Genomic DNA, 13456 nt, shown 5'->3' with positions numbered 1-13456 from the left:
GCTTATTGAAAAGGCGGTATTTTTGCTACGTTTAAATTGAAGTTCTTTTTATAGAAAATAAATGAGCCTAATAAAAACAGACCAAGAAAACCAAAGTTTCGTGCTAAATCGAAATACCAAACTGATTTCCCAAACAATAAATCAAGAATTAACATGAACCCCATGAATCTTGTATGCAAAATCAGACTCATCTTTATTTTTGGTTTGGGAGCAAAATATGTATTTCTATAGCCCAACAGAATTGAGCCAACAATAATAACAGTAACTAAAATAATGGTAGCAACAGTTTCAGATAACCAAGGGGTTTTTAGATTTAATAAACCAGCAATAGAGAAAAACCAAAGAAAAATAAATAAGCTTCGTTTTACAAAATATTCATTCATTTTTATACGACATTTATATACTTAATTTTATAAATTATATAACGATTCTTATTTGTAAAAAATTATCATTTCAAATTAAATGTGAATTATTAATGGCTTCTAATCGTCTTTATTAGAAGCCTTATTATTCTATTACCCTTTCTTCACCAAATAATGAAATTCTTTATGACCATTTTCATCTAAGCGTTCTTCTTGCAACAACAACTCATGGCCTAAATGCATACAAAATTTAGGAATATCCCACGAGGTCGAATTATCTGTTGCGAAGACTTCAACCACATCCCCAGATTTAGATTTGCGGATGGCTTGATGCAACATCATGACAGGTTCCGGACAACGTAAACCACGCGTATTGAGTTGTACAGTAGGTGAAATGGGTTGCTCTGACATAACAAACTCGAACAAATAGAATTTTCACATTTTAGCATAAACAAATTACTGAGCTGTTAACTGTAACTGGCTTTTACATAACAATATGCGTTTTGTCTTTTAGCTTGTTTTATAGATGCATAAGCATCTTTTCTTCGGTATGATTCAAAGTATTCATTTGATAGATTGAGTCTTTAGGAAAGATCATGCAAGAGGAACCAGGTCCGTCGTGGGGAATGCGCGGCTTACGAAAATGGTTAGGTACAGCACCAGAAACCCGTGATGAATTATTAAAATTAGTCCAAAATTCACGCCGCTTTTTAGAACCAGATACTGTTGCCATGCTTGAAGGCGTTCTTGACCTTCCAGCTACAAAAATTCGTGAAGTCATGACACCACGAACAGCAATGATCAGTTTGCAAGAAGATGATCAGTTACTTGATATTCTTGATGTACTGGTTGAGTCTGCTCACTCACGCTTTCCAGTCTTCTCTTCTGATCAACCTGATAATGTTGTCGGGATTTTGCTCGCAAAAGATTTGTTGCCGTTTCTAACCGAACCGAATACCAAAGTTGATATTCGAGTTCTTATGCGTCAACCCTTATTTGTTCCAGAAAGTGCACGTTCCGATCAGGTACTACGCATGCTGAAACATACTCAGACTCACATTGCTATTGTGATTGATGAATATGGTTCAACAGCGGGTCTTGTGACGCTTGAAGATATTCTTGAAGAGATCGTTGGCGAAATCGAAGACGAACATGACACTGCTGATGAAGATGCTCAGTACATTGTTCCAGACAATGACCATACCGTAGCAAATGCATGGATGGTGCAAGCACTTACACCAATCGAACATTTTAATACTGTTTTAGATGCTGATTTTTCTGACGATGAAGTAGAAACTGTCGGCGGTTTATTGCTTCAAGAGATTGGTCTGGTAAGTGATTTACAAGGTCAAACTGTTGAGCTTGGAAATTGGTTATTTACAATCGTTGAAGCAGATGCACGCACTATTCATCTGATTCGAGCTGTACGTCAATGAGAGCATACTTTGAAAAGCTGTTAGATTCATCGCAACAACAAAAACAGCTTCCTCTAATTTTTCCTTTACTCATTGCTTTATTTTCAGGTGCCGTGTTCAGTTTTTCACTGGCACCTTATTATTGGTGGTGGTTGGCAATTTTATCTCCAGCCCTACTCTATGCATCACTACATAAACGTTCGGCTAAACAAGCATTTGCTATTGGTTGGAGCTATGGCTTCGGCTTATGGTTTGTGGGGGCTTTTTGGCTCTACACTTCCATCCATGTATATGGCGACACCAATGCTGTTCTAAGCGTGGGTATGATTGCTGTTATGGCCCTTGTGATGGGTTTATTTACCGCACTTCAGACTTGGGTTTACCGACGTTTCTTCCCTGAAACACCCCTGACTTTTGCACCACTCTGGATTGTTTTTGAGTGGGCAAAAACTTGGGTATTTACAGGTTTCCCATGGCTGTTTGTAGGTTACGCTTTTACTGAACGTTTACTCGATGGTTACGCACCTCTCTTCGGTATTTATGCAATTTCCTTCGTTGTCATTGTATTAGCATGTGCTTTAGTTGAAGTTCTGCGCAAGCGTATTTTCTGGGTTATCCCATCTGCCCTATTGGTTTTAGGCGCATGGGGAGCATCATATATACAGTTTGTAAAACCTAAAGCTGCCAAACCGCTTAGTGTTTCGCTCATTCAAGGCAACATTCCACAAGATTTAAAATGGCTGACTGAATATCAAGTTAGAACATTAGAAATTTACGCTGGTCTGACTCAATCTGAATGGGGCCGTGACTTAATTGTATGGCCTGAATCATCAATTCCACTCTTCCAAACTGATATTGAACCGTTTTTGGATGCAATGGATGCCCAAGCTAAAAAAAACCACACTGCATGGGTAACCGGAATTCCCTACTGGGATGTTACCAAATCTCATGAAGTTGGTAGCCCGCTGTATTACAACAGTATTATGGCTTCTGGTAGCGACTCAAGCGGTCTCTATAAAAAGCAGCGTCTTGTGCCGTTTGGTGAATATATTCCACTGTCAGGTTTACTCTCATGGGTATTACCAGCCATGCAAAATGATATTAGCATGAGCGGTTTTTCACGTGGGGAGAGTAACCAGAAACCCCTCATGATCAAAGGACATGCGCTTGCTGCTGCGATTTGTTATGAAGTGGCTTATCCGAACCTTACCCGACATAATGCAGAAGACAGCGACTTCTTGGTTACTGTATCTAATGACGCTTGGTTTACGGGTACTGCTGGGCCGTGGCAACATTTACAGATGGTGCAGATGCGTGCTAAAGAAAATGGACGCTGGTTTATTCGTGCAACCAACACAGGTGTAACAGCTTTTATTGATCAAAATGGCCATATCACTGAACAAGCTCCGCTCGATAAAGAGTTTGTCTTGAGAGGTGATTTACCTGCCATGCAAGGTCAAACCCTTTATAACCGTTTAGGTGATTATCCAGTGTTAGGATTTGCAGTATTACTGCTGATTTTAGGTTGGGTGTATCGTCCACGTAAAGTTGACGTTTCTTTTAAATCACGTCGCTAAATTATAATAGCTTTGTACCCAGAGGAACTTCAAACTCTGGGATACAAAGTGCGACATCCCCATCTGCGTTATGAAACCCTGTCACCAAGCATTCTGACTGAATAGGCCCTATTTGTTTTTTAGGGAAATTCACCACAGCAACAACTAATTTACCTATCAAATCTTGTGGCTGATAGAGCTTGGTAATCTGTGCACTTGATTTACGTACACCCAATTCTTCACCAAAATCTACCTGCAAAATATAGGCAGGTTTACGTGCCTTTTCAAAAACTTCAGCTTGAATAATTTTACCAACGCGAAGCTCTACTTTTAAAAAATCATTCCACTCGATTTGTTCCATTTACTTTTTCTCATGTTCTTAAATATCTGATTTGAAGCATATAATATGTACAAATAAAGAAACACCCTCTTTTTATTTCCAGTTAAAAAATAAAACGTAGATGTTGAGTCTACGTTTTATTTAAAAATTTGGTTTTAAAATATCATTAAAAAGCGATAGATAGTTCCAAAGATAAATAAGCAACTAAGCTTGATAAAAAGGCCATTGGGACATAACGATAAGCTTTAAACAGTAATTGCTCATATTGAGTAGATATTTGTTTAGCTTGCCAGACACTCGCTTTTAATGCGGTAAAGAAGCTCACCATCAACCATGCACTCACAATACTTAACGCAAAAAAGCCAATCATAATTTGGCTACTTCCCTCTGTACTCAGCCATAGCTTTAATGAAAATTCAGCAAGCGGCAATAAACCCAAAATCAATAGGACAGACTTGAGCATTACCCAATGAAACTGAGTCAGTTCATCTAATATGAGAAATGCTTTCATTTAATCTCTCCTTTTTAATTGAATAAAGTGCTTTTTATTTATTATGCAAAGCTTTCATTTAAATATATAGCTTATTTTTCTCTACATTTTAACTTTCTTGTAACTATTAAATATGGGAATAATTCTTATTATAAATCTCAAATATCATTATTAATTTTAATTTATATTTTTCAAATATTTATTATATTTTTCTGATTGAGAGAGATTATCAATTCGAATTTATCGGCTTATCTTTTTAACTAAATTGATAATCTCTATTATATTTTCAATTAAGGCTGATAATAAATATCCGCATCATTACCCTCACCACCATCTTTGCCATCTGCGCCAAATGAATACAAATCAAAAGCGCGACCATCTGCCCCAGGAATGACATATTGAATATCGTTTTTCCAACTGTCTTTAGGATAACCACCTTTTACATAGCCACCCGGCATCCAGTTTTTCGCTGTTGCAGGTTGATTAACTAAAGCATCTAGTCCGCCTTCTTGCATGGTTGGGAAATGTCCGTTATCAAGCTTGTACTGATCTAAAGCACCAGCCACACCTTTTAATGTAATTTGGGTGGTATCAATTTTAGCTTTTTCACTACGCCCCATGACATTTGGTACGATTAACGCTGCTAACACGCCTAAAATTACAATCACGACCATCACTTCAATGAGGGTAAATCCTGAGGCACGTTTCATTCGAGCACCGCTCGAACGTGCCGCAAGTCCGAAAGCTGTGCTTGAGGAGCAAACATCTGATTGAGAGTTATGCTCGGAATGGCACGTTGGCTCAAACTGATTTGAAACCGCAGATTCACTATGTTGTTCCATCGCTATTTCGCTTTGAATATTTTTTACTTTCATCATTATCTCTAATATCAAAGTTATTAAATCATATTGTTCATATTTACGATTGGCAGCATAACCGCGATTACAATAACCAGTACAATGCTTGCCATTAGAACCAGCATAAGTGGTTCAAGTAATGCCAGTAAGGTTGAAATAAATGTTGTAACCTCACGATCTTGCATGGTCGATGCACGTTCTAGCATGCGGTCCAGTTCACCTGATGCCTCACCACTTCGAATCATTTGTACCATCATTGGGGGGAAATAACCACTACGCTCAAGCTGTGTACCCAAGTTACCACCTTCGGTAACACGCTCAGCTGCATGGGCAATTGAATCGCGTATGACCCAATTACTGGTCACTGCTGCACCAATCTTTAAGGCATCAACCAAAGGTACGCCTGAACGAGTCAAAATAGATAAAGTACTGGCAAATCGTGCAGAATTAATACCACGTGACAGTTTACCGAATAATGGCAATTTGAGTGTTAATCGATCAAAAGCATAATGCCCAGCGGTCGTTTTTAAAAATCTTACGAATGCGACAATTCCCACAACTGCAAAAATAATAATAAACACCCAAGCATGTCGAATAAAATCACTGGCTTTCATTAAAGCAACTGTAATCCACGGCAAGGCATCTTTACTTTGGTCGAACGTTTTTACAATCTCTGGCACAACATAAGTCATTAAGCCCATCACAATACCAAAAGACATCAGCATTAAAATGATTGGGTAAATCATGGCACCCTGAACTTTCTTTTGCATGGCAAAACGGTTTTCGGTGTAATCCGAGAGCTGATCTAAAATCAGATCTAAATGCCCAGAACGCTCACCTGCTGCGACCGTTGCAATATAGAGGTCTGGAAACCGTCCAGATTGCTGCATGCCTTGTGCGAGTGAATGCCCCTCTAAAACGCGAGAACGGACAGATAATAAAAGGTTTTGCACATGCGGTTTTTCACTTTGCCTGCTGACCGCACGTAAAGCTTCTTCTAGAGGAATGGCCGCTGCAACCAAAACAGAAAGTTGTCTGGTCATGAGTGCCAAATCATAAGCACTGAACTTTTTTTGGAATAACCCCTGACTCTGATGTTTATCTTTTTGTTCAACAGGATCGACACTAATGGGAGTCCATGCTTTATCGCGTAATTGTTGGCGAATTTGGCGCGCTGAGTCTCCCTCAAGCACTCCTTTTTGCTGCTTCCCTGAAGCATCAATGGCAGTAAATTGATATGCAGGCATGGTAATGTTCTAATTTTCCAAAAATAATAGTCGCTGCTGTTGCATCTATGCTACGCAATCATTCATATTCGTTCTATAGCCTGTGTAGAATACCCAACTCCTCTTCACGACGCTATGCCGTTTTTTAAAATTGACGAAATGAGCCTCTATGACCATAACGCCAAAGCCTGATTCAGTTGTTTATCGTGTGCGTGTAGCCGTACCTGTGCATCTGTACGACACTTTTGACTATACACTCACCCAAGCACAATATGAACGGGCTCACGTAGGCTCACGCGTCGCTATTTCATTTGGACGCCAAAACCTGATTGGCATCATTACAGAAAAAGTGAACCCAAATGAATCATTTACAGGTACCTTTCAGCTTAAAGCCATTTCTGAACTTTTAGATGAAGAACCAATTTTAGATGAACAAGTTTTAAGTTTATTGACATGGTCCGCACAATATTACCAATTTCCAATTGGTGAGGTCATGCAAACCGCCCTACCCGCGTTATTGCGTCAGGGCAAACCGATGGATGTTTTGTTTCATCTTTGGAAAATCACACCCTGCGATAATGTTGAAGCACTTCTTAAACGCTCGGTAAAGCAACAAGATGCTTATCAGATTTTAAAATTACACCCTGCTGGAACTACAGAAAATATTCTCAATTTAAGTGGTGTAGAAACAGCCACTCTTAAAGCGCTTCAAAAGAAAGGGCTAATAGATTGCACACTTGAACCGCACGACTTTAGCCCCGCACCTGTTCAATTGGCGCAAATGCCACTCACACTCAATGAAGACCAAAAGAAGGCAACCCAGCACGTCATAAACGCGCAGCATCAGTACCAAGCCTTCTTGTTAGATGGTTTAACTGGAAGTGGTAAAACTGAAGTTTATCTGCACATCATGCACGAAGTGCTAAAGCAAGGTAAGCAAGTTTTGGTTTTGGTCCCTGAAATTGGTTTAACCCCTCAAACCATTTCTCGGTTTAAGTCTCGTTTTAACTGTGATATTGCTCTATTGCACTCTGGCTTAAATGACTCTAAACGTTTACAAGCATGGCAACAGGCACAAACTGGTAAAGCCTCTATTATTTTAGGGACACGCTCTGCCATCTATACGCCACTGCCACGTTTGGGCCTCATTATTTTAGATGAAGAGCATGACTTGTCTTATAAACAGCAAGAAGGCTTCCGTTACCATGCACGTGATGTCGCACTGTACCGCGGTCACTTGCAAAGCTGCCCTGTTATTTTAGGTTCAGCAACACCAAGTATTGATAGTTATTATTTGGTCGAGACTGGCAAATTAACTACACTGCAACTCAACAAACGTGCTGGACATGCACTTTTGCCTAAAATGCATTTGATAGACCTTAAAATTGTCAAAAAACAGCATGGAATTAGCCAGCCCCTTATTGAACAAATCAAACATACATTAGCTAGAAAAGAACAGGTTTTAATCTTTTTAAACCGTCGTGGCTATGCACCTGTACTGGTTTGTGAAAGCTGTGGATGGCAAGCAAATTGCCCGCATTGCGACGCGCATTTTACTTTGCACACTCAGCCTTATTCTTATTTACATTGTCACCACTGTGGGACCATTCATCGCTTGCCAGATCATTGCCCTGAATGTCAGCAAAAAAGCTTAAAAACTTTAGGTGCAGGAACCGCTAAGGTTGAAGAGCACTTACAAGAACTATTTCCAGATCATGATGTCATTCGGGTCGATCGTGACAGTACCAGTCGCGTCGGTAGTTGGCAAAAAATCTATGATCGTATTCATCAAAACAAACCAACAATTTTACTCGGTACTCAAATGTTGGCAAAGGGCCACCATTTTCCGCATGTCACATTAGTTGCCATTTTAGATATTGATGCAGGTTTACTCAGTGTAGACATCCGTGCACCAGAGCGTACGGCGCAGTTGATTGTACAAGTCGCTGGTCGTGCAGGTCGTGGTGAACACAAAGGCCATGTTTATTTACAAACCTTAAGACCTGACCATCCATTACTCACCACGCTCATCGAAAAAGATTATCGCGCGGTTGCCAAACAAACGCTGGCTGAACGTAAAGTAGCTTTGCTGCCGCCTTATCGCTATGCAGTACTAATACGTGCAGAATCTAAAGATCGTGACTATACCTTACAATTTTTAAATGAAGCTGCCGAGCAACTTCGTCACGTGGCTGGTGAGATTGTTGATATTTGGGGACCTATTCCAGCGCCGATGGAACGTAAAGCGGGACGCTACCGTGCCCACATGGTAATTTTATCTGCCGACCGTGCTCGCCTACATTTTTACTTAAGACAATGGTGGTCTCAATTGGTTCATGCACCAAGACAGCATCAACTCAGGCTATCAATTGATGTCGATCCGCAAGAATTTAATTAGATGATTTGAATATCATGGTGTGAAGAAGCCTTTTTGGCTTTACACTTAAAAGAGACTAATACATTCGAGGCAATGAATGTCATTCCTACTGCAAGCAACAATCTTTCTTGGAGCTTCTCTGATTTTAGTCCCTCTTGGCAAACGCCTAGGGATAGCAACAGTTTTAGGTTATTTATTTACAGGAATACTTCTAGGTCCTAGTGTTTTAAATATTGCACATGACCCTGAAGCAATTATGGAACTTGCCGAATTCGGTGTCATTTTATTGATGTTCCTGATTGGTTTAGAACTAAGACCACAGCGGTTGTGGGAAATGCGTGACTCTATTTTTGTAATGGGAAGTCTGCAAGTCCTCATTAGCGGTGGCGTACTTATGCTGATCATACTATTACTCTTTAAGCAGCAGCTTTCTGTTAGCTTTGTCATTGGTTTTGCCCTTGCACTGTCTTCTACCGCTTTTGTATTACAGCTTCTGACTGAAAAGCAGCAACTCAACACGACTTATGGTCAGCAGTCTTTTTCGATTTTGCTCTTTCAAGATATAGCGGCGATTCCCTTACTTGCCATCATTCCATTATTGGCAGGAACAGAATCAACCCATCATGGGATTGCTTATTTTGCGGCGATTATTGCAACCTTTACTGGATTGTTTTTGTTTAGTCGCTATGTGATGCGTCCATTCTTCCGCTTTGTTGCCAAAAGTGGCGCGACTGAACTTATTACAGCAGTAGGATTATTTATTATTCTTGCTGTTGTCTTGCTTATGGATACTTTAGGAATTAGCACGACGTTAGGCGCGTTCCTCACAGGTGTATTATTAGCAGATTCAGAATTTCGTCACGAAGTTGAAGCGAGTATTGCACCATTTAAAGGTTTACTACTTGGCTTATTCTTTATGACCGTGGGTATGACTACTCAACTGTCATTACTGATTGAAATGCCTTTACTTATTATTGGTGGAGCAATCGGCTTATTGCTCATCAAAACACTGATATTGACTGCCATTGCCCGCTATAAAAAATACAGCTGGAACAATAGTTTGCTTTTGGGTACTTGCTTGGCACAAGGCGGAGAATTTGCTTTTGTAATTTTGAGCCTTGCGAAAAGTGAGAAGATTTTAACTCAAGCTCTATTAGAGCCAGTGACCCTTATTGTGACGTTGTCGATGGTACTTACCCCAGTGATTTACTGGATTATGGCAACCAAGGTCATTCCTCTGTTTAATAAGGAACGCCCACCTGAGTACGATGAAATTCCTCAGCAGGATAACCCGATTATCATTGCTGGTTTTGGCCGATTTGGACAAATTATCGCGCGTATTGCCCGTCTGCAACATTTAGGCTTTACCGCAATCGATAATAATCTTCATCAAGTGGACTTTGTTCGTCGATACGGCGGTAAGCTTTATTATGGCGATGTGACCCAGCCAGATTTATTGCGTTCGGCGGGTATTGAAAAAGCCAAAGTATTTATTTTAGCGATTGATGATGTTGAAGATTCAATGAATGTCGCTCGCCATCTTAGATTAAATTATCCAAACTTAAAGCTGTTGGCTCGTGCTCGTGACCGCCACCATGTACATCTTTTAAGAGATTTAGGCGTTGAATACATTTGGCGTGAGACGTATTTATCTTCATTAGGAATGGCTTATCGCGCCTTACGAGAACTCGGTATCTCAGATGAACAAGCTTATAACAATATCGAAATCTTTCGGGATTATGATGAGAAATTGCTCATACAGCAGCAAAGTATTTATACTGATGAACAGAAGATCTTTGAAACTCATCGTAATGCTTTAGCCGAACTTGAGCACTTGTTTGAAAGTGATGCGCAGCAACAAGCCACTTCAAAACATGATGTGAATTTAAAGCGTCATTTACAGCCAAATCGCATCGACATTACAAGAGATCATCTCGAATAACTTGAGATTTCGAAAAATGGCTATATTAAGGACTTATTCACATTGCCTAAATAATTGGACAATGGGCACAAAGCTGCCCCTGTCCAGCTTGCGGCTTCGCTGCATTTCCTAAGCTTGATTACAACGAAATAGTTATACTTGCTTAGGGCCCTGGAGAATATTATGTCTGATTTACGCCAACGCTTTTATATTGAGAACTTTCCGGTTCGTGGGGAAGTAGTTCATCTAGAAGAGGCACTACAAACTATCTTAGCTCAACGTGACTATATGCCTGCGGTTAAAATTCTGCTAGGTGAAATGTTGAGTGCGACTGCATTACTTGCAAGTACACTAAAAATCAAAGGCCGTATCAGCTTGCAAATCCAGGCTAGCGGCACTTTCAAGTGGGCAATGGCTGAATGTAATCATTTGGGTGAAGTACGTGCTTTAGCTGATTATGAAACAGACCCACGTTTCATTGAAGCAACAGACAGTAGTACAGTTCTTGGCGCTTTAGTTAATCCAGTTTTATTTATTAATATTGAACCTGAATTTGGCGAGCGTTATCAAGGGATTGTTCCTCTTGATCAAAAGACTTTAGCTGGCTGTTTAATGCAGTATTACGATTTGTCTGCACAAATTCCAACTCGCATTGTGTTAGCAAGTACAACTAAACGCTCTGGTGGTTTACTGATTCAGCTTTTACCACGTCATGATGAAGAAGAGCAAAACTTGGTCGATGAAGATTTATGGCCACGCTTGACAATGTTGACCGAAACATTAAAGGCCGAAGAGCTGACCAATTTAGATGCAAACGAAATTTTATATCGTTTATATAACGAAGAAGAAGTTCGTTTACCAGAAATTGAAGCACTAAAATTTGGCTGTACATGTTCAAAAGAACGCTGTGCAAATGCGCTGATTCAAATTGGTGTAGACGCTGTTCATGAAACCTTAGAAGAACAGAACCCTATTCGTATGGATTGTCAGTTCTGTAATACTCAATACACCTTTACTGCTGAAGAAGCTTTAGCATTATTTGGTGAACATTTAAGTTAATTATTAAAATTTATAAAAAGGCGGATATACCGCCTTTTTTATTTACCTTTATTTTTTGATGATAATTTTCAACATGTTAATTTAAATAGGATAAGATAAGGCTACTTTATAGCCTAATAAATAAGATGCCTAAATACCATGAATTATTTTGATTATTTTCTCTTTATTTTTAGCGTAGTTATTATGATTGCGACCCCTGGCCCCGTCATGATTTTAGTTGCAAGCGCTGGACTTAAAGGAGGCTATAAAAAAGCACTTGAAACCATTTTTGGTACAAATCTAGCATCCCTTGTCTTAATTTTTATTTCAGTACTCGTTTTAAAGGGGGTACTGAGCGTTAACGATAGTTATCTCAATATCATTCGTATTTTAGGCTGCCTATATATTGGTTATTTGGGTTTTAGTATTCTCAAAGAAGTCATTCAAGCACCTCACCCAGAAGCAATACAAACAGTTTCAGCACAAAATGGCGGCTTTAAAAAAGGCTTTCTCGTCGGTATTTCAAACCCTAAAGATATTATTTTTTTCTCGGCTTTCTTTCCGCAATTTGTGTCTATTACCCCCCAATTAAATTTAAGTCTAACCATACTAACCCTGACATGGATTGTTTTAGACTTCCTCACTTTATCTTTGGTTTATATATTCTTCCGTCGCCTATCTAACAGTCATTTATACCCAAAAATATTAGGCCTATGCGGTTTATTACTTTTACTTATTGCCCTTTACGGCTTATATCAAAGTTTTATCTAAATCATGAAAGGTATGGGCCTCATTTGCCTATATCTTTTTCTATTAATTTCATTTGGGAATAGAACAACTCTTATACAATCTAGCTTATTGAAAACTCTAAAAATCGTTTCATAATGAAATAAACAACTCCATCGTGATAAAACATTATGGCAAAAAATTATTATGAAGAATTAGGGGTTACACGCAAAGCCTCTGCTGATGAAATTAAAAAAGCTTATCGGAAACTAGCCCGTAAATATCATCCTGACATCAGCAAAGAAAAAGATGCTGAAGAAAAGATGCAGGCGATTAATGTTGCCTACGACACGTTAAGCAATGCAGAAAAAAAAGCTGAATATGACCAGATGTTAGATCACCCTCAAGGTTTTAATAACTTTGGTCAGGGTGCTGCACAAGGTGGTTTTGATGGAGCACAGTTTTATCGCCAAGGCTTTACAGGCGGTGAGCAAGCAGACTTTAGTGGTTTTGAAGATTTATTTGGTCGCTTTGGTGCGGGCTTTGGTGGTGGGCAACAGCAACACCAAAGACAGCAGCGTAGTTATCGCGGTGAAGACCAACATGCCAGCATAGAGGTTGATCTTGATATTGCCTATCATGGATCAACGCAACAAATTACCCTGCAAATCCCGACCATGAATGCTTATGGTGAGCCTGAAGTTCAACGCAAAACCTTGCAGGTAAAAATACCAAAAGGTATGAAAGAAGGTCAGCAAATCCGCTTAAGTGGACAAGGACAAAGTGGTATTAATGGCGGTGCCAACGGCGATCTTTATATTGAAATTCAGTATAAAGATACAGACCGCGTTCATGTTGAAGGTAGCGATGTATATTTGACTGTAGATGTAGCGCCGTGGGAAGCTGCCTTAGGTCAAGGTATTGAAGTAAAAACACCTGCTGGACCTTTAAACGTCAATTTACCTCACAACGCAAAACAAGGACAGCAACTACGTTTAAAAGACAAAGGGATACCAAATAAAACGCCAGGGCATCTGTATTTAATTTTAAATATTGTATTCCCACCAGCACATTCTGAAAAAGAAAAAGAAGCGTATCAGCAATTGGCAGAAGCCTTTGCTTCATTCGAACCTCGTTCATCTCATTAG

General features: G+C 39.5%; 13 protein-coding genes. 7 read left to right on the top strand and 6 right to left on the bottom strand.

The annotated features are described in order from the left end of the window. Positions 1–2 precede the first annotated feature (2 nt). Together ACT53H_RS10045 and tusA are read right to left on the bottom strand one after the other, a co-directional pair. Positions 3–383, bottom strand: coding sequence for a hypothetical protein (locus ACT53H_RS10045; RefSeq protein WP_312820921.1), 381 nt, complete (start codon positions 381–383; stop codon positions 3–5). Positions 384–515: 132 nt separating this feature from the next. Further along, positions 516–773, bottom strand: coding sequence for a sulfurtransferase TusA (tusA, locus tag ACT53H_RS10040; RefSeq protein WP_002053527.1), 258 nt, complete (start codon positions 771–773; stop codon positions 516–518). A gap of 185 nt (positions 774–958) precedes the next feature. Between tusA and ACT53H_RS10035 the strand changes: the two genes are divergently transcribed. Continuing rightward, the gene (locus tag ACT53H_RS10035) at positions 959–1798 is read left to right on the top strand and encodes an HlyC/CorC family transporter (RefSeq protein ID WP_009393056.1); all 840 of its coding nucleotides are present in this window, start codon (positions 959–961) and stop codon (positions 1796–1798) included. Further along, the gene (gene lnt, locus ACT53H_RS10030; protein WP_353156480.1) at positions 1795–3354 is read left to right on the top strand and encodes an apolipoprotein N-acyltransferase; all 1560 of its coding nucleotides are present in this window, start codon (positions 1795–1797) and stop codon (positions 3352–3354) included. The genes ACT53H_RS10035 and lnt overlap by 4 nt, the downstream gene beginning before the upstream one ends. 1 nt (position 3355) lies before the next feature. Here lnt and ACT53H_RS10025 read toward each other — a convergent pair whose 3' ends face one another. From ACT53H_RS10025 to gspF, 4 genes are all read right to left on the bottom strand, one after another. Beyond that, complete coding sequence (locus tag ACT53H_RS10025) at positions 3356–3694, bottom strand: tRNA-binding protein (RefSeq protein WP_174732444.1); 339 nt, start codon at positions 3692–3694, stop codon at positions 3356–3358. Positions 3695–3839: 145 nt separating this feature from the next. Further along, the gene (locus ACT53H_RS10020) at positions 3840–4184 is read right to left on the bottom strand and encodes a hypothetical protein (RefSeq protein ID WP_238612054.1); all 345 of its coding nucleotides are present in this window, start codon (positions 4182–4184) and stop codon (positions 3840–3842) included. A 269-nt stretch (positions 4185–4453) separates the two neighbouring features. After that, positions 4454–5038 carry a type II secretion system major pseudopilin GspG gene (gene gspG / locus ACT53H_RS10015; RefSeq protein ID WP_476009174.1) on the bottom strand — a complete coding sequence of 195 codons (585 nt, stop codon included), beginning with the start codon at positions 5036–5038 and terminating at the stop codon, positions 4454–4456. 23 nt (positions 5039–5061) lie between these two features. Further along, on the bottom strand, positions 5062–6267 hold the full coding sequence (gene gspF / locus ACT53H_RS10010; RefSeq protein WP_005301929.1) for a type II secretion system inner membrane protein GspF: 1206 nt from the start codon (positions 6265–6267) through the stop codon (positions 5062–5064). A gap of 148 nt (positions 6268–6415) precedes the next feature. On the opposite strand from gspF, the gene ACT53H_RS10005 reads away from it, so the two are divergent. From ACT53H_RS10005 to ACT53H_RS09985, 5 genes are all read left to right on the top strand, one after another. Beyond that, positions 6416–8644: a primosomal protein N' gene (locus tag ACT53H_RS10005; RefSeq protein WP_476009173.1), complete on the top strand. Its 2229-nt coding sequence runs from the start codon at positions 6416–6418 to the stop codon at positions 8642–8644. A gap of 76 nt (positions 8645–8720) precedes the next feature. After that, a complete protein-coding gene (locus ACT53H_RS10000) occupies positions 8721–10565 on the top strand; it encodes a monovalent cation:proton antiporter-2 (CPA2) family protein (protein WP_262771555.1) in 1845 nt (614 codons plus the stop codon). A gap of 162 nt (positions 10566–10727) precedes the next feature. Further along, on the top strand, positions 10728–11603 hold the full coding sequence (gene hslO / locus ACT53H_RS09995) for an Hsp33 family molecular chaperone HslO (protein WP_005301920.1): 876 nt from the start codon (positions 10728–10730) through the stop codon (positions 11601–11603). A gap of 138 nt (positions 11604–11741) precedes the next feature. After that, a complete protein-coding gene (locus tag ACT53H_RS09990; RefSeq protein ID WP_004794957.1) occupies positions 11742–12353 on the top strand; it encodes a LysE family translocator in 612 nt (203 codons plus the stop codon). A 146-nt stretch (positions 12354–12499) separates the two neighbouring features. Continuing rightward, complete coding sequence (locus ACT53H_RS09985; protein ID WP_174740764.1) at positions 12500–13456, top strand: DnaJ C-terminal domain-containing protein; 957 nt, start codon at positions 12500–12502, stop codon at positions 13454–13456.

It is taken from the genome of Acinetobacter sp. DMC2 (assembly GCF_056314305.1).
The sequence above is the reverse complement of the archived record's forward strand: the minus strand, read 5'-3'. Positions and strand labels throughout refer to the sequence as shown.